We start from the raw sequence: 24,216 nt of genomic DNA, 5'->3' as shown, positions 1-24,216 counted from the left end.
AAACGCGCGTCGGGAGGCTGAGCGCAGGCGTCGTGGTGTGGGGCGACCGGCATGGATGCCGGTCGAGCGCCGTTGCGCCAGGGATGGCGCGTCGGCGCGTACCCACGCCACGACACCGGAGCGAAGGAACCCGACGAAGTCGGGCCGGACGTCAGCGCAGATGGTTTCGTCCTTTTGCCGGAACAAAAGGACTCGACCGTCAGGGCGAAACCTCAATAAGCCGCACCGCAAATGCTGTTGGTGCCACCCGATTCAACACACGGCACCGAAGAACGATGACGCGGCGTATCTGGCCCACCGAGGCGTCTGGTTCGCGGGCAAGCCTCGCTTCAACAAAGGGTACGGCCTTAACCATCACTTAATCCCCCTCCTCCACCCTTGGCCGGTCTGTAAATCCCAAGGCTCTTGTATGCGTATTTTTTTGCTGCTGATGTTTTTGCTGTTGCCCTCACTTGCTCAGGCGTTGTCCGGCAATGATCCCTTCAAGCGACAAGCCGAATTTCTCCCTGCTGACCAGGCGTTCACCCTGACCAGCGACCGCCTGGAGTCCGGGGAAACCCGTCTGCACTGGCGCATCGCAGAGGGTTATTACCTGTATAAGCAGCGCGTCGGTTTTGCCGGGCTGAGCGCCGAAAATCAGCCGGTGCTGCCCGAAGGCGAAGCCCACAGTGACGAGTTTTTCGGCGAACAGCAGGTGTACCGCAACAGTCTTGAAGTGTTGATCCCGGCCGCCGCCAACGGCACCGTGAGACTTGGCTGGCAAGGTTGTGCCGATGCGGGTTTGTGTTATCCGCCGCAAAGCCGGTTGCTGGAGATCGGCGACACCCGTGTCGAACAAAACGGGCAGCAAGCCGAAGACCAGACACTGGCCAGCTCCCTCGCGCAACGCTCGCTGGGCTGGAGCCTGCTGATCTTCTTTGGCCTGGGCCTGCTGCTGGCCTTCGCCCCGTGCTCGCTGCCGATGTTGCCGATTCTGGCGGGCGTGGTGGTGGGTGGTGGCGCCAGTCCCCGGCGCGGTCTGGCATTGGCAGGTAGTTATGTGCTGAGCATGGCACTGGTCTACGCGGGACTCGGCGTGGTTGCGGCATTGCTCGGCGGCAATCTGCAGGCGCTGCTGCAACAGCCGTGGTTGCTCGGCAGCTTCGCTGCGCTGTTCGTCTTGCTGGCATTGCCGATGTTCGGGTTTTTCGAACTGCAACTGCCCGCCGCGTTGCGTGATCGACTGGAAAACGCCAGTCGGCGCACACGCGGCGGCAGCCTGCTCGGCGCCGGTGTGCTGGGAGCGTTGTCCGGGTTGATGGTCGGCCCGTGCATGACCGCACCGCTGGCCGGCGCGCTGCTCTACATCGCACAAAGCGGCAATGCGCTGCACGGCGGCCTGGTGCTGTTCGTCATGGGATTGGGAATCGGTTTGCCATTGATGCTGTTGGTCACCGTCGGCAATCGTTTCCTGCCCAAGCCTGGAGCGTGGATGGATGTGCTCAAAGGCGTGTTCGGTTTCATGTTCCTCGGCACCGCATTGCTGATGGCGCGGCCTCTGCTGGATGAGTCGTTGTGGGTCGCCGGTTGGGGCGCGCTGCTGTTGATCGCCGCATGCAGTGCGCTGGCGTTGACCCAGCGAATGAAAAGCACCACCCGGTTCTTCGCCCCCGCTGGTCTGATCTTCGGCCTGTGGTCCGTGTTGCTGCTGGTGGGCGCCGCTGGTGGCGCGGACGACCCTTGGCAGCCGCTGAAGGTTTACAGTGCCAACCGTGTCGAACAACGCGCCACGACAGATGAAGCGTTTGTCACGCTAAGCGATCCCCGGGCGCTGCAAACTGAACTCGAAGCCGCCAAAGCCAGCGGTCGCTGGGTGCTGATCGATTACTACGCCGACTGGTGCGTGTCCTGCAAAATCATGGAGAAACAGGTGTTCGCCAAACCCGAGGTGTTGAATGCGCTGCAAGGCGTGCATCTGCTGCGCCTGGATGTCACCGCTGACAGCCCGGCCAGCCGCGAGCTGCTGCAACGTTACAAGGTGCCGGGGCCACCGAGCCTGTTGTGGATCGGGCCAGACGGCAACGAACGACGCGACCGGCGGATCACCGGCCAGGTCGACGCCGGGACTTTCCTGCAACACTGGCAAGCCACTCGGGAGCGCAGTTGATGTTGAGTGTTTCTATCGGGCCGTTCGCCCTGGCCGTCGTGCACCTGCTGCTGATCGGCGCACTGGCGCTGGCCACGCTGGTGGGCTGGTTGACCTCGCGGCGGACCGGCGCCAACCCGGAATCGGCGTTGTTCGGTCTGTTCCTGTTGGGGTTGCTGGTCGCACGTGCGGGATTTGTCATCGAGTATTGGGCGCATTATCAGGCGCAGCCGTGGCAGGCGCTGGACATTCGCGATGGCGGTTTCCTGATCTGGCCGGGCGTGCTCGCGGTGATCCTCGGCGGACTGCTGATCGCCTGGCGACGCCTGGAGCTACGCCGCCCGCTGGGGCTTGGTCTGGGCAGCGGATTGATGTTCTGGCTGCTGGCCAATCTGGGCCTGAACATTTATCAGCAAGGTGTCAGCCTGCCGGAAATCAGCTTGCGCAATGCTGCCGGGGAATCCGTGCAGCTGGCCGATTATCAGGGACGACCGCTGGTGATTAATCTCTGGGCGACCTGGTGTCCGCCCTGTCGGCGGGAAATGCCCGTCCTGCAAGCCGCCCAGGCCGAGCGCGATGACGTGGTGTTCCTGTTCGTCAATCAAGCCGAATCGCCGCAAACCGTAGCAAGTTTCCTGAACACCCAAGGCTTGCGCCTGAGCAACGTGCTGTTCGACGGCAGCGGCCAACTGGCGCAAAGCGTCGGCTCCATGGCCCTGCCCACCACCGTTTTCTACAGCTCCGAAGGCCGCCTGATCGGCAGTCACCTGGGCGAGCTTTCCCAAGCCAGCCTGACCCGCTACCTCGACAGTTTTCCGAGTACGACCCAGCCTTCAAGGACCCTTGACCCATGATTTCGATCCGTTGCCTTTCACTGCTCAGCCTGAGCCTGCTGATCCTGCAAAGCCCGTTGTTACAGGCCGAAGAATTGCCTGCGCCGATTCGCGCACTGCAAGACAAAGGCGCGCGCATCATCGGCAGTTTCGATGCGCCGGACGGCTTGCGCGGCTATGCCGCTGAATACCAGAAACAGGCCATGGCGCTGTACCTGACCCGGGATGGCAAGCATGTGCTGGCGGGCAATCTCTATGACGAAAAAGGTGAAGACCTCAGCGAGGCACCGCTGCAAAAACTGGTCTACGAGCCGATGTCCAAAGAGGTCTGGAGCGGTCTGGAGAAAAGCACCTGGATCGCCGATGGCAACGCCGATGCACCCAACGTGGTGTATCTGTTCAGCGATGCCAATTGCCCGTACTGCAACATGTTCTGGGAACAGGCGCGGCCATGGGTCAAGGCTGGCAAGGTGCAACTGCGCCACATCATGGTCGGCATCATCCGTGAAGACAGCGCCGCCAAGGCCGCTGCTTTACTGGCCGACAACGATCCCCAAGCGGCACTGAACACGCATGAACAGGCGGGCAAAAGCAGCAAGTTGAAACCTTTGGGCAGCATCCCCAAGGACATTCAGACCCGTCTCGACGCCAATCTGCAATTGATGAACGACCTGGGCCTTTCCGCAACGCCGTCGATCTTCTACCTCGATGCGAAGGGCCAACTGCAACAGCAGCAAGGCGCACCGCAAACCGCGCAGCTGGAAAAGATTCTGGGCCCCAAACCTTAGCCATCACAATCCGGGCATGCCCCAAAACGGCACGCCCGGATCTGGCGTGTCGTTAATCCAGAGCCTCCAGCTGTGCCATCAAGTCGCTCAGGCGATCCACTTTCTCTTCGGTGATCACACTGGATTCCAGGCCGTCGATATAACCGGCCAATTCGGAAACCGTGCTGCATTCGAACATCGCCCGCAGCGGCACTGTGCGCTGCAAGGCGTTCTGCACCCGTGAGGCAATTTGCGTGGCGAGCAGCGAATGGCCGCCCAGTTCGAAGAAGTTATCGTGGGTGCCGACCTGCTCGACGTTGAGCACTTCGCCCCAGATATCGGCCAGGGTTTGCTCAAGGTCATTGCCTGGCGCGACGTAGGCTTGATTGTGCAGCTGGCCGATCTCCAACGCCGGCAGCGCCTTGCGATCCAGCTTGCCGTTGGCGTTGCGCGGCAACTGCTCAAGCAACAGCCAGTGCAGCGGCACCATGTAATCCGGCAATACCGCACGCAAACGCGCCTTGATGATCTCCGGCAATTCGCCCGCCTGATCGGCAGTCGAGACGATGTAGCCCACCAGATACTTGCCGTTCGGCCCTTCCTGCACCGCGACCGCAGCGTCATGGATCTCCGGCTGTTCATGCAGTCGCGCTTCGATTTCCCCCAGCTCGATGCGGAAACCGCGAATCTTCACCTGATGGTCGATACGCCCGACGTATTCCAGCACGCCATCCGCCCGGCGCCGCGCCAGATCGCCGCTGCGGTACAGCCGCTCCCCAGCGGCGCCAAATGGATGCGGCACAAACACCTGAGCCGTGCGCAGCGGATCGCCCACGTAACCCCGGCCCACGCCTGTGCCAGCGATGCACAACTCGCCGATGGCACCCAAAGGCACCAACTCCAGCGCGTCATCCAGCAGGTACAAGCGGTTGTTATCGGTCGGCGTGCCAATCGGCAAATAGCTGCCCTCGGTCGCAGCTTGATCGACGCGGAAGAACGCCACGTCATCGGAACATTCTGCCGGCCCGTAAGCGTTGACCAGGCCGATCTGTGGATAACGTTGCAACCATTGATGGGCCAGTTCCGGCGCCATGGCTTCCCCGGTCGGCAGCATCCAGCGCAAGCGTTCCAGCGGCAGCCGCTCTGCCGCGAGCATGCCTTGAATCAGTGACGGCACGCTTTCCAGCACAGTGATGCCGCTGCCCTGCACATGTTCCAGCAACGCCTGGGGATCATGGGCAATGATGTTCGGCACGATATCCACCCGCGCGCCGAACAGCGGCGCGGCGAGGAATTGCCAGACCGAAATATCGAAACTTTGCGAGGCGGTCTGCGCGATCACGTCGAACTGATCCAGGTGCAGATACGGCACCTTGCTCAGTTGATTGTTGAGCATGCCGCGCTGCTCGACCATCACGCCTTTGGGCTGCCCGGTCGAGCCGGAGGTGAAGATCACGTAGGCGAGGTTATCCGCCCCGGAATAAATCCCCGGATTGAGCTCCGAATGCGCGCCCTGCTGCACCTCTTCCCAGACCAGCAAGCGCGGCTTGCCAGCGCAGGAGAAGCTTTCAAGCAAGCCCAGCGCCTGCTCGCGATAGGCGGCGGTGCAGACCAGCAGCGGCGTGCCGCTCTGTTCGATGATGCCGCTGAGGCGTTGATCCGGCAGGCCAGGGTCCAGCGGCAGATAACCCGCGCCAGCCTTGAAGCTGCCGAGGATCATGCCCAGCAGATCCAGACCGCGTTCGGCCAGCAAGGCGATGGGCTGATCGATTTGCACAGCGGCCTCGCGCAAGGCATGACCGAGGCGATTGGCGTGACGATTGAGATCCTGATAACTCCACTTGCGCTCCAGGCACGTGGCGACGATGCGTTGCGGATGCGCCGCGACCTGGGTTTCAAACAGCCGTGCATAGCCGTGTTCAAGGGGATAGTCATGCTCGCTGCGGTTGCAGTCCTCGATCAGGAATTGGCGCTCCGCATCGGCCAGCAACGGCAAGTCCGCCATCGTGCCCTGAATACCATCGGCCAGCGCCAGCAGCAGGCGCTTGAACTCGCCCAGCAAGCGCTCAACGGTTTCGCCATCGAAATAACGCTGATCGAACGACAGATGCAGGCCCAGCTCATCGCCCGGATAACACACGGCTGTGAGCGGGAAGTTGGTGTGGGTGCGGCCCGAATCCGAGCTCGCGCTCAGACTTTGCGCGCGATCCAGCACGGAGACTTCAACCGGGGCGTTTTCGAAGACGAACAGGCTGTCAAACAACGGCTGGCCCTTGGGCAGTTCGCTGCATTCCTGAATCTGCACCAGCGGCATGTATTCGTGCTCGCGCAGTTGCAGATTGCTGTCGAGCAGGCCGTGCAGCCAATCCAGCACCGAGCAGCTTTGATCATCCGCAGGCAGGCTGACCCGCAGCGCAATGCTGTTGATAAACAGCCCGACCGTGCGCTGCATCTGCGGCATGTCCACGGGACGTCCGGCCACGGTAACGCCGAACACCACATCACGCTCGCCACTCACACGGCGCAGCAGCAAGGCCCACGCGGCCTGGGCGAAAGTATTGACTGTCAGTTGATGACGCTGGGCCAGATCCTTGAGACGCAGCCCGTCCTGAGCATCGAGACGCGTGTAGCGGTTGCCGACAATCATGCCGCCGCTGTGACCGGCGTGTTCACGCAGCAACGGGCGATCCACCGGAATGAACGTGGTGCGCTCGAAGCCCTGCAGATTGGTACGCCACCAGTGTTTCGACTGGGCAATGTCCTGACGCTGCAACCAGCCAATGTAGTCGCGATAACGCGGCGGCGCGGGCAACGCGGCTTCGCGTCCCTCGCCGAGCGCGGTATAGATTTCGAAGAAGTCGCTCATCAACAAACCACGGCACCAGGCATCGATGAGGATGTGGTGGTTGCTCATCATGAACCAGTAACGCCCGGCGCCGATGCGGATCAGGCGCAAGTGGAATGGCGCTTCATGAAGCAGATTGAACCCGGCCTCGCGCTCGTCTTTGAGCAGCGCTTGCAGGCGCGCTTCATGGCCTTGCTCGGGTTCGGCGCTCCAGTCGACGAACTCGATCCGGGTGGCGCCGGGCTTGTGGATGATTTGCAGCATTTGCTCGCCGCTGTCCCAGCAGAACGACGCGCGCAAGGCTTCGTGGCGGGCGACTACTGCTTGCCAGGCCTGGGCAAAACGTTGCGGGTCGATCTCGCTGTCGATGCGATAACGGTCCTGCATGTAATAAATGCCAGTGCCCGGCTCCAGCAGCGTGTGCAGCAGCAAACCTTCCTGCATCGGCGTCAGCGGATAAACATCTTCAATGGCCGCCACCGGGATCGGCAGCGCATCCAGTTGTTGCTGGCTGAGTCTGGCCAGCGGGAAGTCCGAAGGCGTCAGCCCGCCCGCATCATCGGCCAGGCAATGAGCGATCAACCCTTGCAGCTCAGTCAGATAATCATTGGCCAGGACGTAGATGCTTGCCGGGTCAAAACGCTCGTGGCTGAACGTCCAGCGCAACACCAGTTCACCGCCATACACCTGGCCATCAATGCTCAACGCGTTAGGCAATGGCGCCTGTTCGTCGTGGGTCGGGCCGACGTCGGCGTCCAGCGGTTTGAACAGCCCGTCAGCGACGAAACTCTGATCGAACTGGCCCAGATAATTGAAGGTGATCAAGGCTTGGGGCAATGCGGCCATCGCTTGCCGACACGCATCATCGGCCAGATAACGCAGCACGCCATAACCCAGACCTTTGTGCGGTACGCTGCGCAGCTGTTCCTTGATGGCTTTGATCGAGGGCGCCAGTCCGGCGACGTCGGCAACGTCCTGCGGCACCAGGCGCAACGGGTACGCACTGGTGAACCAGCCGACGCTGCGGGTCAGGTCGATGTCATCGAACAGGGTTTCGCGGCCATGGCCTTCCAGCTGAATCAGCGCCGCCGTGTCGCCGGTCCAGCGACACACCACCCGCGCCAGCGCGGTCAGCAGCAAGTCATTGACCTGAGTGCGATAGGCAGCCGGCGCCTGTTGCAATAACTGGCGGGTGCGCTGGGCATCAAGGCGCACGCTGAGGGTGTGCGCCTGAGCATTGAGCTGACGACCTTGAGGATGATCGAACGGCAGGCGGCTGCTGTCGATCAACTGGCTTTGCCACCACTGCAATTCTTCACGCAGCGGTTCGCTGACGGCATAGGTCTGCAAACGCTGGGTCCAGTCACGGAACGCGCTGGTTTTCGCCGGCAACGTTTGCTGACGATATGCCGCCTGCAAATCATCCAGCAGAATCCGCCAGGACACGCCGTCCACCACCAAATGGTGAATGGCCAGCAACAGTTGCTGCTGCGCCTTGCCGTCGCTGACCAACACTGCGCGCAACAACGGCCCGCGCTCCAGGTTAAGGCTGCGTTGCGCGTCGGCGAACAGCTCTGGCGAGGCATGTTCCGCGCGCCACAATACGGCGCATTGCTCCATCGGCGCGTGCTCGGCACTCCACGCGTCAGCGTCGCGCTTGAAGCGCAAGCGCAAGGCGTCGTGCTGCACCAGCACGTCACGCAGCGCCTGCTCCAGGCGGACCGGGTCGAGGGTTTCCGTGGCTTGCAGCAGCACGGACTGGTTCCAGTGCTGCGCCTGGGGGATTTCGCTGGCGAAGAACCAGTGTTGAATCGGGGTCAGTTGCGCCGCACCGAGAATCGGCCCTTGTTCGGCAAGAATCTGTTCGACGCGGGTCGCCACGCCGGCCAGGGTCTGCACGGTCTGGTGCTGGAACATGTCACGCGGGCTGAAATGAATCCCCGCCTGACGCGCCCGGCTCACGACCTGAATCGACAGGATCGAATCGCCGCCCAGTTCAAAGAAGTTGTCCACCAGACCAACCCGCTCGACATTCAGCACGTCACGCCAGATCGCCGCCAACGCTTGCTCCAGCTCGCTTTGTGGGGCGATGAAACGCTCGCGATTGTGCTCCGGGTCCGGCGCCGGCAAGGCGCGGCGGTCGAGTTTGCCATTGGCGGTGAGCGGCATGCTGTCCAGCAGGATCAACTGCGCGGGCACCATGTAATCCGGCAACTGGCTGTGCAGGTGAGTGCGCAGGGCATCACGCAGCTCGGCCGTGTCGCCTTCGCCGACCACATAACCCACCAGTTGCTTGCCACCTGGCGCATCCAGCGCCAGCACCACGGCTTCGCGCACACTCGGATGTTCCAGCAGGCGACTTTCGATTTCCCCCAACTCGATGCGGAAACCACGAATTTTCACTTGATGGTCGATGCGCCCCAGGTATTCCACCAAACCATCGGCGCGCTGGCGCACCAGATCGCCGGTGCGGTACATCCGGCCGCCATTGGCGCAGAACGGATCGACGACAAACCGCTCGGCGGTCATCCCCGGCCGCTGATGATAGCCCCCGGCCAGACCGGCACCACCGATGTACAGCTCGCCGATGGCGCCTTGGGGCAACAGCGTCAGGTCGGCATCAAGAATGTAGGCGACTCGCGCCCCCACCACGCTGCCAATCGGCACCGTGGCGGCACCCTCTTCCAACACGTGCGGCGCCAGACACGCCAGCGGCATGACCACGGTTTCGGTCGGGCCATAGGCGTTGAAAAACTGTTGCGGCTGGAACGCCGCGCGGATGCGTTGCAGGTGCTCGCCGGTCAGCGCTTCGCCGCCCGTAATGCACATGCGCACCGGCAAGGTTTGCTGCTGGCTGGCCAGCCATTGCGCCAACTGGCTGCCGTAGCTCGGGGTAAAACCGAGAATGTTGACCTGCTGCTCACGAACCAGCTGGCAGATTTCCTCGGCATCCCACTGTCCCTGGGCGCGCATGACCACTCGCGCGCCGCAAAGCAACGGCACCAGAAGACGTTCAGTCGCGGCATCGAAGTTGATCGAATAAAAGTGCAGCTCGCAATCGTCGGCACGCATGCCAAATCGCTGGATCACCGCCCGGCAATGCATGGCAATCTCGCCATGACTGACCGCCACGCCCTTGGGTTTGCCGGTGGAGCCGGAGGTGTAGATCAGATAAGCCTGATGCTGTGGCGAGGTGAGGTTGGGCAGGTTGCTGCTTGATGCAAAACCTGTAGGACCGGATTTATCCGGGAAGATGTCAGTAAGATCAGACAGGGTTTCAGCGCCTGCATCGGCCTCTTCGGGGATAAATCCCCTCCTGCAATGAGCCTGGAAGTCGAAAGTGATCAGCCCCGCAGGCAACTCGCCCAACGCCTCAAACAACGCCGTATCGCCCAACAGCAGGCCGATGCCGCTGTCTTCAATCATGTAGTGCAAGCGATCCAGCGGGTATTCCGGGTCCAGCGGCACGTAAGCGCCGCCCGCCTTGAGAATCGCCAGCAGGCCGATGACCATTTCATGAGAGCGCTGCAACGCCAGCCCGACCCGCACCTGCGGACCGACGCCGCGCTCGCGCAGGGCTCGGGCCAACTGGTTGGCGCGGCCGTTGAGCTGGGCGTAACTGAGGGTTTGCCCGGCGAACGTCAGCGCACCCGCCTCCGGGGTTTTGCGCGCCTGCTCTTCGAACAGCACATGAATGCACTGCGACAGATCATGCTCGCCCGCCTCTTCAGCCAGACTGGCAATCAAGCGCGTCTGCTCGGCAGGATCAAACAGTTGCAACTCGCTCAAGCGTTGGTCCGGATCGGCGATCAAGCCTTGCAGCAGGTTGCGCCAATGAGCGGCCATGCGCGCAATGCGTGGCTCATCGAACAGATCGCGGCTGTAGGTCAGGCAGCAGCCCAGGCGCTGATCGAGATCGGTGACTTCCAGATTCAGGTCGAACTTGGTCGCATGGGCATCGTTGACCAGATAATCCACCGCCATGCCCGCCAGCGTGCGGCTTTGCTGGAATTCCCAGCGCTGCACGTTGCACATCACCTGAAACAGCGGGTTATACGCAGCACTGCGCGGCGGTTGCAGGGCTTCGACCAGATGATCGAACGGCAAGTCCTGATTGGACTGACCTTCAATGACTGTCTGGCGCACCTGATCGATCAATTGCGCGACACTCATCTGCCCGTCGAGCTGACAGCGCAGCACTTGCGTATTGAGGAACGCGCCGATCAGCCCTTCGCTTTCCGGACGGATGCGATTGGCAACCGGCGCGCCGATGCGCAAATCCTGCTGGCCGCTGTAGCGATAGAGCAATACTGCCAGCGCGGCGGTCATGGTCATGAACAGCGTCAGGCCGTGTTCAGCGTTGAAGCGGCGCACCTGCGCGGCCAGCTCGTCGCCCAGATCAAAGCGATACAAACCGCCGCGATGACTTTGCACCGGCGGACGCGGACGGTCGCCGGGCAATTCCAGCAGCGGATGTTCATTGCCCAGCTTGGCGGTCCAGTAATCCAGCTGACGCTGGCGCTCGCCGGATTCCAGCCATTGCCGCTGCCAGACGCTGTAGTCCAGATACTGCACCGGCAGCGGTTCAAGGGGCAATTCGCGATCATCGACGAAGGCTTCGTACAGCGCGCTCAATTCCCTGGCGAAAATATCCATCGCCCAACCTTCGGTGACGATGTGGTGCAGGGTCAGGACAAAGTAGTGTTCCTGCTCGCCAGCCTTGACCAGACAAGCGCGCAGCAACGGGCCGCGCTCCAGGTCGAAAGGCTGGTGCGCCTGAGCATCGGCAAAGGCCTGCAACTGCTGCTCGCGGGCACTTTGGCTCAGCGCGGAGAAATCCTGCCATTGCATAGGCACCGTCGATTCAGCTGCAACCTGCTGGCAGGCCACGCCGTCGACGCTCGGGAACGTGGTGCGCAAGGTTTCGTGACGGGCGATCAAGGCTTGCAGGGCCGCTTCAAAGCGGCTGATGTCCAGCACGCCGCGCAACCGCGCCATGCCGCCGACGTTGTAGGCCGGGCTGTCCGGCTCCATTTGCCAGAGGAACCACATGCGTTGCTGGGAATAGGACAACGGCACTGGCTGGCTGCGATCAACCCGCTGAATCGGCTGCTGGCGATTGCTGTCGCCCGCCCGTTGAATCCGCGCCACCTGCCCGGCAAACGCGCCCAGCTCGCTGGCATCGAACAACACCCGCAATGGCAATTCCACGTCGCAGGCCTGACGCACCCGGGAAACGATCTGGGTGGCCAGCAATGAATGCCCACCCAAGGCGAAGAAGTCGTCGTTCAACCCCACTTGCTGCAAACCCAGCACCTCGCGCCAGATGGCGGCGATTTGCTGCTCAAGCTCGGAGCGCGGTTCGACGTGCTCGCGCTGCTGCCATTGCGGCTCCGGCAAGGCGCGGCGGTCCAGCTTGCCGCTGGGGCTCAGCGGCATCTGCGCCAGACGCATCAGCTGCGCGGGAACCATATATTCCGGCAGTTCGGCGGCCAGCGCGGTTTTCAGCTGTTCGGGGGCAACCTCGCCGTCTGCGGTGTACCAGCCGATCAACTGCGCGCCCGCCTGGGTTTCGCGGACCAGCACCACGGCTTGCAGCACGTTGGGTTGGGTCAGCAAGCGCGCTTCGATTTCCTGGGGTTCAACGCGAAAGCCGCGCAATTTGACCTGCTGATCGAGACGTCCCAGATACTCGATCACGCCGTCGGTGGACCAACGCGCCCGGTCGCCGGTGCGATACAGGCGCGCGCCCTCCTCGCCCAATGGATCGGGCACGAAACGCTCCGCCGTCAAGTCAGGTCGGCCCAGATAACCACGGGCCAGGCCAATGCCACCGATGCACAGTTCGCCGGGCACGCCGGCCGGCAGCGGATTGAGTTCGCTGTCGAGAATCCGGCACACCACGTTGCCCAGCGGACGGCCAATGGGCGAGCGCGGGCCGTCTTCACTGCGGCAATGCCAATGGGTGACGTTGATGGCGGTTTCGGTCGGGCCGTAGCGGTTGTGCAGTTGCACGTTCGGCAGCTGCGCCAGCACTCGATTGCGCAGTTCGGCAGGCAAGGCTTCGCCACCGGAGAAAATCCGTTTCAGGCTGCTACAGGCAACGACGTGCGGGTCTTCGATAAACAGCTGCAACAGCGGCGGCACGAAGTGCAAGGTCGTCACGCCAAATTGCTCGACCCGCTCGGCAATGCGTCGAGGATCGCGGTGCTCTCCGGGCGCGGCAATCAGCAGCTGGCAACCCGTAATCAGCGGCCAGAAGCACTCCCACACCGACACATCGAAACTGACTGGCGCCTTCTGCATCAGCACATCGTCGGGCGTCAGCTGATAAGTGGCCTGCATCCATTGCAGGCGCTCGGCCAGCGCGGCATGGGTGTTGCCCACGCCTTTGGGCTGGCCGGTGGAGCCGGAGGTGTAAATCACATAGGCCAGGTTGTCGCCATTGAGGTGCAAACCCGGCGCGCTGCGTGGCCAGTTGTCCAGATGCAGGGTATCGAGGGTGATGGCGGTGACGCCTTCGTCCACTGGCAAACCGGTCAGCAGATGGCTTTGGGTCAGCAGCAGCTCGACACCGCTGTCGCGCAGCATGAAACTCACTCGCTCTTGCGGGTATTCGGGGTCCAGCGGTACGTAGGCACCGCCGGCCTTGATGATCGCCAGCAAACCGACCAGCAGTTGCGGCGAGCGTTCGGCGCAGATGCCAACGCACACGTCCGGGCCGACGCCTTTGTCGCGCAAATAATGCGCGAGCTGATTGGCCTGGCTATCGAGACTGGCGAAATCCAGGTGCCCGCCGTCCCAGATCAGCGCGATACGTTCAGGCGTCAGTGCCGCCTGCTCGGCGAGCAACTCCGGCAACCAGCGCCTGGCGGGCGCGCAAGGTGCGCGACTCCATTCCTGTTGCTGGGCCTGCTCGGCAGCGCTGAGCAGCAAGAGGTCGCCAATGCATTGCGTTGGTTGGTCGCTGACCTGCTGCAACAAGGCAGTGAAATGCTCGGCCATGCGCTGCACGGTCTGCACGTCGAACAACTCGGGGGCGTAATCGAAATGCAGCGCCAGACGCCCGCGATGGTCTTCTTCACTGTGCAATTGCAGGTCGAACTTGGCTTCGCGGCTGTGCCACGGCAGTTCATCGGCGAGCAGGCCCGGCAAGCGGCGCAGCGCGCTCAGGTCCCGTTGCTGATGGTTGAACATCACCTGAAACAGGCCTTGTTCCCGCGCATGGGGCATGGCTTCGAGCAGTTGCTCGAACGGCAAGTCCTGATGGGCCTGAGCGCCGAGGGCTGCCGCGCGGGCTTCGCGCAACAACTGGCTGAACGGTTTGCGTGAATCCACGGCACCGCGCAGCACCAGGGTATTGATGAAAAAGCCCACCAGACCCTGGGTTTCCAGACGTGGGCGGTTGGCGCCCGGCACGCCGATGCGGATATCAGTCTGGCCACTGTAGCGATGCAGCCAACCCTGGAACGCGGCCAACAGGACCATGAACAGCGTCGCGTCATGTTCCTGGGCGGTGTAGCGCAACGCAGTGCTCAGGCCTTCATCGAGCAACACGCTGTAACGCGCTGCCCGATGGCTGTGCAATGCACTGCGCGGATGATCGGTGGCCAATGCCAACGTGGGCTGTTCGTCGCCCAGTTGTTCGGTCCAGTACGCCAGTTGCCGCGCGGCTTCACCCGCCGCCAGCCATTGGCGCTGCCATTGGGCGTAATCGCCGTAGTGCAGCGGCAACGGCGCCAGGTCAAGGTTCTGGCCTTGACTGGCAGCGGCGTACAGCCTGGAAAATTCGTCGATCAATACATTCAACGACCAGCCGTCAGCAATGATGTGATGCAGCGTGACCCAGAGCTGATGTTCCTGATCGTCGAGGCGTACCAGCGTCACGCGCAGCAGCGGGCCGTTTTGCAGATCGAATGGGGCTTGAGCTTCCCGCTCTCTGGCCTGTGTGGCCCGCGCGTCACGTTCGCTGGCAGGGAACTGGCTCAGGTCCAGATGCTGCAAGGCGAAGGCCGACGCCGGCTCGATACGTTGCAGCGCCTGCCCGTCGCGCTCCAGGAAGCGCGTGCGCAAGGCTTCATGGCGCTGGATCAACTGCTGGAAGCTGGCGGTCAACGCCGCCTGATCCAGCTCGCCGCGCAAACGCAGCGCCGCCGGGATGTTGTAAGCCGCGCTCTGCGGCTCCAGTTGCCAGACAATCCACAAGCGATTCTGCGCCAGGGATTGCGGCAGGTCGCGATCGCGGGGCAGCGCCTGGATTGCATGCTGCGATGGCACCCCCGCCGCTTGCTGACGATTGATTTCAGCCGAGAACTCCCCCAACGTTGGCGCTTCGAACAGCAAACGCAGGTTCAGCTCCAGGCCAAGTACTTCCCGCAGGCGGGCCATGACCTGCGCCGCCGCGATGGAATTGCCGCCGAGCAGGAAGAAATGATCGTCGGCCGCGATCTGCTCCACTTGCAGCTGTTCGCGCCAGATAGTAGCGATGCTGTCCTGCAAGTCGTCGACTGCGCCAGCCAGCACTTGCTCAAGAGGCTGCTCATCCGGATAACGCGCATAGCTGTCGAGACTGCCATCGGCCAAACCCTTGGCGCAGGCGGCGCGTTGCAGCTTGCCGCTGGAGGTCTTGGGCAGCGCGCCGGGATTGAGCAGCACCACGACGCCGGGCGCTTCCTGGAACGCTTCGGCAACAGTTTGTCGAATGGCCTTGATCAACGCCTGCGGGGCGAGGATTTTCTGCACGCTGCGGCTGACTTCGGCGGCGATCCCGATGCTGTCCACGCCGTTTTCGCTGATGGCGAACGCCGCGACCCGGCCCTTGCGCACCACGTCCACTTCGCGCTCGATGGTCTGCTCGATGTCCTGTGGATAAAGGTTGTGGCCGCGCACGATCAACATGTCTTTCAGGCGCCCGGTGACAAACACTTCGCCGTCACGGATAAAGCCCAGATCGCCGGTACGCAGCCAGGTGCGGCCGTCACGCTCGACAAACGTTTTCGCGCTGGCTTCGGGATTGCGCCAATAGCCATGGGCGATGCTCGGACCCGCCGCGCAGATTTCGCCGACCTGATTGTCGGCCAGCACTTCGCCGCTTGCCGGTTCGACGATCTGCACCGCGTGCTCGGGCTGACTGCGGCCGCAGCTCAGCAACAGGCTGCCACGGCCCGGTTCCGCGCGATTTTGCGTAAGTGCCTGGCTGTCCACTTCAAGGTTGCCGATGCCCGATCCACGTTGCCCGCCGCTGACGAACAGCGTCGCTTCGGCCAGGCCGTAACAGGCGAAGAAGCTTTCCTGGGTAAAGCCGGTCGCAGCAAATTTGCTGCTGAACTGATCGAGGCTGTCCTGGCGGATCGGCTCGGAGCCGGAGAACGCCACCCGCCACTTGCTCAGGTCCAGACCGGCCATGGCCGATTCGCTGATCCGTTCGCTGCACAGGCGATAGGCAAAATCCGGTGCACCACTGATGGTTCCGCCGTATTCGCTGATGGCTTGCAGCCAGCGAACCGGCCGCGCCAGAAAATACCCCGGCGACATCAAAACGCACGGCACGCCGCTGAAGATCGGTTGCAGCAGCCCGCCGATCAGCCCCATGTCGTGATACAGCGGCAGCCAGCTGACGATGACATCGTTCGGGTTCAGATCAATGCCAAAGCCGCGCCGGATCAACAGTTCATTGGCAACCAGATTGCCGTGGGTGACTTGCACGCCTTTGGGCAACGCTGTGGAGCCGGAGGTGTACTGCAAAAAGGCGATATCGTCGGCGTGCAACTGCGTCGCGCGCCAGTCATTGGCCAGCGCATCGTCCAGGCTGTCGACGCACAACAATTGCGGCGCGTTCGCGTTGTGCAGTTGCTCCATTTGCAGCAGCGAATCGCGCAATGCGGAACGGGTCAGAATCAGGCGCGGTTCGGCGTCGGCGATGATCGACAGCAGACGCTCCTGATGATGGCGGCGCGCCGACTCGGGCGGATAAGCCGGCACGGCGATGATCCCGGCGTACAAACAGCCGAAAAACGCGGCTACGTAGTCCGGACCGCTGGGGAACAGCAGCACCGCACGCTCGCCGGGATTGGCCCGTGCCTGCAATGCAGCGGCGATGGTGCGCGCCCGCAGATCCAGCTGGCGATAGCTGAGCACCGCGCCTTCGCTGGCGTCTTCGGCAAGAAAACGCAGGGCAATTCGATCAGGCTGGCGGGCCGCACGTTGTTGCAGGGCCTGCACCAGAGTGTTGGGGAGTTCGAATGCGTCGATCATGGTTGTTCCTGCCTGAGTCTGGCTTGCAATCGGGAATGCCGGGGATGGGCGCGCCGAATGCGCGCCGGGTATCGCGGTGTGGATCAGCTGGCTGCTGCGGCGGGTGAGCGTTGGCGGCTGGCACGCGCCAGATGCTGCTCGGCGTAGCGCCGCAGACAACGCAGCAAGGCGCCTTCCTGTTTCTGCAGGAAAAAGTGATGGCCTTCGAACATGTCCAGGGAGAATCCGACCGTGGTTTCATCCTGCCAATCGAGCAGCTCTTCAACCTTCACGCTGTCTTGCTTGCCGCCGAACACATGAACCGGCATCGGCAGCGGTTCGCGCGGCAGGTATTCAAAGCTGCCGCACATCAGGAAGTCGGCGCGCAGAATCGGCAGCATCAGCTCCATCAAGTCGCGGTTGGCCAACACATCCTCGGAGGTGCCTTGCAGCGTTCGCAAGCGCTCGATGAGCTCGGCGTCGGTCTTGGCGACGCGGTATTCGCTGACATCACGCCGCGCCGGACCGGCGGTTGCCGAGGTGAACAGGCATAACGGCGCAGGCGCACCCAGCTCATCCAGCGCATGAGCCAGCTCGTAGGCCAGCAGCCCGCCGAGACTGTGCCCAAACAGGGCGTAATGCTGATCCGGCGTGCGGAGACATTGCTGGCTGACTTCCCGCGCCAGTTGCCTGGCCAGGCCGCGAATATCGGTGTGCAGCGGCTCGTTCATGCGCATGCCGCGTCCCGGCAATTCCAGCGGATGAACTTCAAGCCACTGCGGCAATGCCCGTCGCCAGCGGCTGTAGACCATGGCGCTGGCGCCGGAATACGGCAGGCAGAACAGGCGCAAGCTGTTGAAGGCGCTCACTTCAGGCCACCACTTTGTCCTGATCCATCTTCTGTCGCAGGCTCAGCGGACGCATGTCTGTCCAGTGCTGCTCGATATATTCCAGGCATTCCTTCTTCAGGCCTTTCATGCCAACCGCCCGCCAGCCATTAGGAATGGCCTTGTAGTCGGGCCAGATGGAGTACTGCTCTTCGTGATTGCACACCACCTGGAAGGTGAGGTCTTCGCGATCAAATACCATGTCATTCTCCTGCTGCATGGGAGCCCGGCGGTGAGCCGGCACTGTCACCAAGGAGAACGGATGGGGTTGCGAATTAATTAGTAACAGATGGTTCTGCCCACTCTGTGCGGCCCACAAGCCATCAGAAAGCCACCATCGAAACATGATGTTAGTTATATTTCTCAATTGACAATAATTATCATCCAGCCTAATTTGTTGCCCGGTGTGTAGGGGGCTTCTCCTACAAAGCTTCAGCTGCCCATTGCTGCAAGGTGATTTCCATGCCGGAACAATTATCCACAAGTACGTGCGATTCACCGTTACTCCAGGCGTTCGTAGAAAACCGCCTTATCCTGGTCAAAATCGCTGCCCGCATTACGGGCTGTCGATCAAGGGCCGAAGACGTTGTGCAGGATGCCTACTTCCGCCTGCAATCCGCGCCGCAGATCACCTCATCGATCAAGGCGCAACTGAGCTATCTGTTCCAGATCGTGCGCAATCTGGCGATCGATCACTATCGCAAACAGGCCTTGGAACAGAAGTATTCAGGCAGCGAGGAAGAAGGACTCAATGTGGTCATCCACGGCGCATCTCCTGAAACTTCGCACATCAACTTCACGACCCTGGAGACCATTGCCGATGCCTTGACCGAGCTGCCGAGCCGTACCCGGTATGCTTTTGAAATGTATCGTCTGCACGGTGTTCCGCAAAAAGACATCGCCAAGGAACTGGGCGTGTCACCGACCCTGGTGAACTTCATGATCCGCGATGCGCTGGTGCATTGCCGCAAGGTGTCCCGCCAGGAACCCCGCGCTCTTCGTCGCTGACAGCTATCGGGCAGGTCATCCCTGCCCGCGCTGCGCCCCGTCTACCTTCCCCCATCAAAGCCAGTCGCATTGCGCAAAAAAGCGCTCGCGATCCAGGGTCATGAGTGCCGCGCGTTTGTGCGGGAAGTCGAACTCTTTCTCACGGATAAAACCCTGCGCCTGCATGTAGCCGATCATCTTCGCGTTGTCCGCACGGGGTTCCGACACGATCCGCCGGGTGCGCTCGTCGTCGCCAAATACGTGGTGCAGCAACGCCGACAGCCAGCTGGCGACCTTATGCGGACCCCGCTGACTTTCTTCGCCGACCAGCATGTGAATGCCCCGGTCAAATTCGGCCGCGTCATAGAACGGCGCAATGCGATCTTCCAGCGCCCAGTACACCTCGAAGTAAGCAAACGGCTGATCGTCGAAGCTGCCAATCAAAGTCACGGTATGGGGATCGGCTTGCTGCTTGAGCAAATATTCACGGTGTTGCTCAAGCGTGCCGCCTTCCTGCCAGAACGCCAGAACCCGCGGGTTGTTTTGCCAGCGGCTGAATCGCTCAAGATCCTGGTCGATGTCGACGGTACGCAGGGAAATCCAGCTGCCCAGCCGGGCATCGAAGCGTCGATAGACTTCGCCGACCGGCTTGGGCGGGCGGATCAATTGCAGGGGGCTCAGCGGTAGTGAAGAGGGCATGTTCCGGGCTCACGAAAAAAGACGTATTCCATGAGAAAACGTCAGTCGCGCCGAGAAATTTAGCGGCTTCGCCGACCCGTTGGCCTGGAACACAAATGAATGCTGCATCGGCTCGCGCATCCATGTGAAAATGTCGACCACCATTTAACGAGCCAGGTCGGGAGGCTCAGCATGCGTTACGCACAGGATCACAAAGCTCAAACTCACCAACGCATTCTTACCGAAGCGGCGGCGCGCTTTCGCCGCGACGGCATTGGCGCGACAGGTCTGCAACCCTTGATGAAGGCCTTGGGCCTGACCCATGGCGGGTTTTACGCGCACTTCAAATCCAAGGACGATCTGGTGGAAAAGGCGCTACGCTGCGCGGTGGACGAGTCCCGTGAACGCACCGCACCGGTTTTCGCCGAAGAAAACGCGCTGGAGAAATACATCGATTTCTATCTGTCCGAAGGCCATCGCAGCAACCCTGACAAAGGCTGCCCGCTGCCGACCATGTCCGCAGAACTGGGACAGCGCGGTCAACCCAGCCCGATCACCGACGAGCTGATTCTTGCCCGACTGGCTTCCCTCAAGAACACGCTGTCCGGCCCCGATGCCGAAGCGCAGAGCATCATGATGATGTCGACAATGGTCGGCGCGCTTATGTTGTCACGCAGCGTGCAGGACCCGGAACTGTCGGACCGGATCCTGGCAACTGCCCGGGAATGCTTGAAGAAGACCCCGAACGAGGCGTGATCAGTCACGCCAGCGGCGCAACAGCACGCTGGCATTGACGCCGCCGAAGCCGAAACCGTTGGACAAGGCATATTCAATCGCCATCGGCCGCGCGGCACCGTGCACTATATCCAGCCCGTGCGCAGCCTCGTCAGGGTTATCGAAGTTGAGCGTCGCTGGCGCTATCTGATCGCGAATCGCCAGGGCGGTGAAGATGGCTTCTATGCCACCCGCAGCGCCGAGCAAGTGCCCGGTTGCAGATTTGGTCGACGTCACCGCAACCGAGTTCTGATCCCCGAATACCGCCTTGATCGCCGCCATCTCACCTTTATCCCCCACTGGCGTGGACGTGGCGTGCGCGTTCAGGTGCTGGATTTGCGCAGGCTCGATACCCGCCTGGCGAATCGCCGCCTGCATCGAACGTTGAGCGCCGTTGCCGTCTTCCGGTCCGGCGGTCAAATGGTAGGCATCGGCACTGGTGCCATAGCCAACCAGTTCGACAATCGGCGTGGCGCCCCGGGCCAGTGCATGCTCCAACGTTTCAATCACCAGAATCCCGGCACCTTCGCCCATCACGAAACCGTCACGATCCCGGTCGAAAGGTCGCGAAGCCCGCTCGGGGGTTTCGTTGAAGCCACTGGACAGCGCCCGCGCTGCGGCAAACCCCGCGAGGCTGACTTTGTCGATAGCGGCTTCAGCTCCGCCGCAGATGGCAATGTCAGCCTCGCCACAACGAATCATCCGCGCCGCATCACCGATGGCCTGCACGCCTGCCGCACAAGCGGTGACCGGAGCGCCCAGCGGACCTTTGAAACCATGCTGGATGGAGACGTGACCCGCTGCGAGATTGACCAGGAAAGACGGAATCGTAAATGGCGAAAGACGTCGCGGTCCGCGTGTATCGGTGGTGCGCACTGCCTCGGCGATGGACACAAAACCGCCAATTCCTGAACCGATGATCGTCGCGGTCCGCTCTTGGGCGTGCAGCGTGTCCGGAGCCCAGCCGGACTGGGCGATGGCTTCCTTGGCCGCCGCAAGGGCGAACAGGATGAAACGATCCATCTTCTTCTGCTCTTTCGCAGCTACTGCCCAATCAGCATCGAAGCCGGCTTCGGCATCTTCCTCCAGCAACGGCACACGCCCACCCACTTTGCCCGGCAGATCCGCAACAACCTCATCCGCCAGCCTGACGATGCCGGAACGACCTGCCAGCAAACGCTGCCAAACCTGCTCGACCCCGCTGCCCAGGGGCGTGACAAGGCCCATGCCAGTGACCACGATTCGGGGACCACTCATAAACTCGCTCTCCTGATATTCATCGAATGGTTCAGTCTTTATGACGAGCTGCCGCAGAGGCGCCGCCATTAAATTACGATCATAATTTAAGCGCATTGTATGTCGGCCGACATTCATAATGTCAAGCCGAGGCTACAGTTTTGCGATGACGGGGATGACGGGGATGACGGGGATGACGGGGATGACGGGGATGACGGGGATGACGGAGTGCGACGAGGCGGGAGCGAGATGGCCGATCCTGGATCGGCCGGGGGGAGTGAGGTCAGGACGCTTTATTGAACCACGATCTTTTCGCGGTTCTTTTCCAGAATCGCTTTGCCGATGCCCTTCACTTCAATGAGCTCGTCAATGGATGTGAACTCGCCATTGGTCTCGCGGTAGGCAACGATGGCATTGGCTTTACCCATGCCAATACCGGACAGCTGTTTTTGAAGCGTTTCCGCATCGGCGGTGTTGATGTTGACCTTATCGGTCATCTGTTGCTGTGCGCTCGCCACCTTTGGCGCATCCATTGTTGCAGGCGACGCCGGGGCGGCCGTGACGGCGACCGAGGCACTGGTTAACAATGCAAACAACAGCGAGGACAGAAGAGATTTACGCATTAGCAGGCTCCATAACATCATTAAAGTTGGCAACTTTCCAAAGTCGCCCACTCAACTTAGTTGATGAATGGAGGCTGTCAAAGACGACAAGAGTTTCGAGTTATTACTTGATCAGTTGTAAATTCAATTTACAAAAATTAAATAGATTCTTTTGACCGACTCAACTCCAATCAGAATTCACCGCGACGTTCCTGATATATCCAGTCAACAATTTCTCCATCCGGCGAATAGCCACTGACGGTTTCCCGGAGTTGTTGTCTGACGGCAGTGTAATCATCGTCTTCAACGGCTGTAAGAAGTTGAGAAAGGCGGACCTTCAATACTTCCCAGGATAAATAGTCTTCGTGAGCGCTCATGATCATGGGATGCTCGGTTGACACCACGTTATCGCCGATCAGCAACTCTTCGTACAACTTTTCACCTGGACGCAACCCCGTGAACTCGATCGAAATATCCCCCTGCGGATTCTTCTCGGAGCGAATACTCAGACCGGACAAATGCACCATCTTCTCCGCCAGTTCGACGATTTTCACTGGCTCGCCCATGTCCAGAACGAACACGTCGCCGCCCTGCCCCATGGAACCGGCCTGGATTACCAATTGGGCGGCTTCCGGAATAGTCATGAAGTAGCGGGTAATTTTCGGGTGGGTAACCGTCAATGGCCCGCCGGACTGGATTTGCTTATGGAACAGCGGAATCACCGAGCCAGAAGAGCCCAGGACATTGCCAAAACGAACCATGATGAAACGGGTTTTGTTGACCTGGTAAACATTGCCCTTGTCACCGAACATTACCGGCGCTGTTTCGCGGCTCAGGGCTTGCAAGGTCAGTTCAGCCAGACGTTTGGTACTGCCCATGACATTGGTTGGCCGCACAGCCTTGTCGGTGGAAATCAATACAAAGTTGGCGACACCCGCCTGCAACGCCGCCTGGGCAGTATTAAGCGTACCCACAACATTGTTGATCACGCCTTCAGCAATATTGTGCTCGACCATGGGCACATGCTTATAAGCTGCGGCGTGATAAACCGTCGCCACATGCCAGGTTTTCATGATGTCCAGCAGCTTGGAGTGATTACGTACCGACCCCAGAATCGGCAACAGCTTCACCGACAGCGACTCGCGCGCAACCCGCTGCTCCAGCTCGGAAAGAATGGTGTAGAGGTTGAATTCACTGTGATCGAACAACAGCAGTGTCGTTGGCCCGAGGAGCAGGATCTGCCGACAAAGTTCGGAGCCGATCGACCCGCCGGCCCCCGTTACCAGCACAACCTGGCCTTTGATGCAGCGCTCCAGCAATTCCTCTTGGGCAGGTACGGAATCGCGCCCGAGCAGGTCGGCGATGTCCACTTCCTGGAGGTCGTCAACCTTGACCCGGCCTGCAGCCAGATCCATGAAGCCGGGTACGCTGCGCACGTGCAGCGGAAAGCCTTCCAGATACCCGAGAACTTCACGACGCCGGCCACGGGTCGATGACGGGATTGCCAGCAATATTTCCTGAGCGCCCGTGACCTCGATCATTCGCTGGATATGCTTGGGCTTGTAGACCTGCAGCCCGGAAATCACTCGATTGGAGATGGATTCATCGTCATCGATAAATGCCACCGGGCGCATCAACCGCCCCATTCGCAGGGCCGCGACCAGTTGATTACCGGCAGCGCCCGCGCCATAGATCGCGACCTTGGGCAAGCCGTCATCACGATTGGTAAACGGCACATGCTGCGCGGCAGAGAACCAGTCGCCGAGAAAATATTGACGCATCGCCAGGCGCAGCCCGCCAATCATCACCAGGCTCAACCACCAATAGTTGAACATGATGGAGCGCGGCACCACAGGCTGATGATTGCTGTAGGAGTAAACGATGCAACCCAGAATAAGAGCGGAAAGGCTGACAGCCTTGATGATCGCGATCAGCGCATCATTGCCGAAATAACGCATGACAGCGCGGTACATCCCGAACCGGATAAACAGCGGGATAGCAACGATCGGCGCACTGATGAACAGCCAGGTATGTTTTTCCAGTGGATTGATCAGGTCGTCGATGCCCAAACGAACGACGAACGCCATCCAAAGCGCGAACCAGACCAACACGACATCAGTGGCTACCTGAATCACACGCTTTTGCCGACGTGGCAATGCCACTAGAAAATTCCGTAACGTGTTCATGACTCCTTCCCGCACCTCTTGCTACCCCTCTTGTTTCGACACAACGAATTTGAACTGTTACGC

11 protein-coding genes and 1 pseudogene are annotated in these 24,216 nt (G+C 61.1%); 5 read left to right on the top strand and 7 right to left on the bottom strand.

The genetic code is table 11. The features are described from left to right. The first annotated feature begins 409 nt into the window (after nt 1-409). Genes dsbD through dsbG form a run of 3 tightly spaced genes read left to right on the top strand, consistent with a single transcriptional unit; the run spans nt 410 to nt 3,746 of the window. Nucleotides 410-2,146 (top strand): protein-disulfide reductase DsbD, encoded by a 1,737-nt coding sequence (gene dsbD / locus CFII64_RS02660; protein ID WP_020289214.1) that lies wholly within the window; start codon nt 410-412, stop codon nt 2,144-2,146. Continuing rightward, complete coding sequence (locus CFII64_RS02655) at nt 2,146-2,979, top strand: TlpA disulfide reductase family protein (RefSeq protein ID WP_020289213.1); 834 nt, start codon at nt 2,146-2,148, stop codon at nt 2,977-2,979. Before dsbD ends, CFII64_RS02655 begins: the two co-directional genes overlap by 1 nt. Next, nucleotides 2,976-3,746 (top strand): thiol:disulfide interchange protein DsbG, encoded by a 771-nt coding sequence (dsbG, locus tag CFII64_RS02650; RefSeq protein WP_020289212.1) that lies wholly within the window; start codon nt 2,976-2,978, stop codon nt 3,744-3,746. The genes CFII64_RS02655 and dsbG overlap by 4 nt, the downstream gene beginning before the upstream one ends. Nucleotides 3,747-3,798: 52 nt before the next feature. Here the strand turns inward: dsbG and CFII64_RS02645 are convergent, their stop codons facing one another. From CFII64_RS02645 to CFII64_RS02635, 3 genes are all read right to left on the bottom strand, one after another. After that, entirely contained in the window at nt 3,799-16,824 is a 13,026-nt protein-coding gene (locus CFII64_RS02645; RefSeq protein ID WP_020289211.1) for a non-ribosomal peptide synthetase, read from the bottom strand. Between the two features lie 83 nt (nt 16,825-16,907). Then, on the bottom strand, nt 16,908-17,672 hold the full coding sequence (locus CFII64_RS02640; RefSeq protein WP_020289210.1) for a thioesterase II family protein: 765 nt from the start codon (nt 17,670-17,672) through the stop codon (nt 16,908-16,910). A 1-nt stretch (nt 17,673) separates the two neighbouring features. Continuing rightward, on the bottom strand, nt 17,674-17,892 hold the full coding sequence (locus tag CFII64_RS02635) for an MbtH family protein (protein WP_020289209.1): 219 nt from the start codon (nt 17,890-17,892) through the stop codon (nt 17,674-17,676). Between the two features lie 260 nt (nt 17,893-18,152). On the opposite strand from CFII64_RS02635, the gene CFII64_RS02630 reads away from it, so the two are divergent. Then, a complete protein-coding gene (locus CFII64_RS02630; RefSeq protein ID WP_020289208.1) occupies nt 18,153-18,698 on the top strand; it encodes an RNA polymerase factor sigma-70 in 546 nt (181 codons plus the stop codon). 54 nt (nt 18,699-18,752) lie between these two features. Here CFII64_RS02630 and CFII64_RS02625 read toward each other — a convergent pair. Next, a pseudogene (locus CFII64_RS02625) lies at nt 18,753-19,337 on the bottom strand (GNAT family N-acetyltransferase); the annotation flags it as partial. Nucleotides 19,338-19,547: 210 nt separating this feature from the next. Between CFII64_RS02625 and CFII64_RS02620 the strand changes: the two are divergent. After that, nucleotides 19,548-20,111, top strand: a complete 564-nt coding sequence (locus CFII64_RS02620; protein WP_020289206.1) for a TetR/AcrR family transcriptional regulator — start codon at nt 19,548-19,550, stop codon at nt 20,109-20,111. Here CFII64_RS02620 and fabF read toward each other — a convergent pair whose 3' ends face one another. The 3 genes from fabF to CFII64_RS02600 form a co-directional block, all read right to left on the bottom strand. After that, nucleotides 20,112-21,386 (bottom strand): beta-ketoacyl-ACP synthase II, encoded by a 1,275-nt coding sequence (gene fabF / locus CFII64_RS02615; protein WP_020289205.1) that lies wholly within the window; start codon nt 21,384-21,386, stop codon nt 20,112-20,114. 272 nt (nt 21,387-21,658) lie between these two features. Continuing rightward, entirely contained in the window at nt 21,659-21,988 is a 330-nt protein-coding gene (locus CFII64_RS02605) for a helix-hairpin-helix domain-containing protein (protein WP_020289203.1), read from the bottom strand. A gap of 170 nt (nt 21,989-22,158) precedes the next feature. Then, a complete protein-coding gene (locus CFII64_RS02600; protein ID WP_020289202.1) occupies nt 22,159-24,153 on the bottom strand; it encodes a nucleoside-diphosphate sugar epimerase/dehydratase in 1,995 nt (664 codons plus the stop codon). Nucleotides 24,154-24,216 lie beyond the last annotated feature (63 nt).

Source organism: Pseudomonas sp. CFII64 (assembly GCF_000416235.1).
Classification (GTDB): domain Bacteria; phylum Pseudomonadota; class Gammaproteobacteria; order Pseudomonadales; family Pseudomonadaceae; genus Aquipseudomonas.
The sequence above is the reverse complement of the archived record's forward strand: the minus strand, read 5'-3'. Positions and strand labels throughout refer to the sequence as shown.

Coding starts and splice junctions, on each gene's coding strand:
- dsbD (WP_020289214.1), top strand. CDS start 410: ATGCGTATTTTTTTGCTGCTGATGTTTTTGCTGTTGCCCTCACTTGCT.
- CFII64_RS02645 (WP_020289211.1), bottom strand. CDS start 16,824: ATGATCGACGCATTCGAACTCCCCAACACTCTGGTGCAGGCCCTGCAA.
- CFII64_RS02635 (WP_020289209.1), bottom strand. CDS start 17,892: ATGGTATTTGATCGCGAAGACCTCACCTTCCAGGTGGTGTGCAATCAC.
- CFII64_RS02630 (WP_020289208.1), top strand. CDS start 18,153: ATGCCGGAACAATTATCCACAAGTACGTGCGATTCACCGTTACTCCAG.
- dsbG (WP_020289212.1), top strand. CDS start 2,976: ATGATTTCGATCCGTTGCCTTTCACTGCTCAGCCTGAGCCTGCTGATC.
- CFII64_RS02620 (WP_020289206.1), top strand. CDS start 19,548: ATGCGTTACGCACAGGATCACAAAGCTCAAACTCACCAACGCATTCTT.
- fabF (WP_020289205.1), bottom strand. CDS start 21,386: ATGAGTGGTCCCCGAATCGTGGTCACTGGCATGGGCCTTGTCACGCCC.
- CFII64_RS02605 (WP_020289203.1), bottom strand. CDS start 21,988: ATGCGTAAATCTCTTCTGTCCTCGCTGTTGTTTGCATTGTTAACCAGT.
- CFII64_RS02600 (WP_020289202.1), bottom strand. CDS start 24,153: ATGAACACGTTACGGAATTTTCTAGTGGCATTGCCACGTCGGCAAAAG.
- CFII64_RS02655 (WP_020289213.1), top strand. CDS start 2,146: ATGTTGAGTGTTTCTATCGGGCCGTTCGCCCTGGCCGTCGTGCACCTG.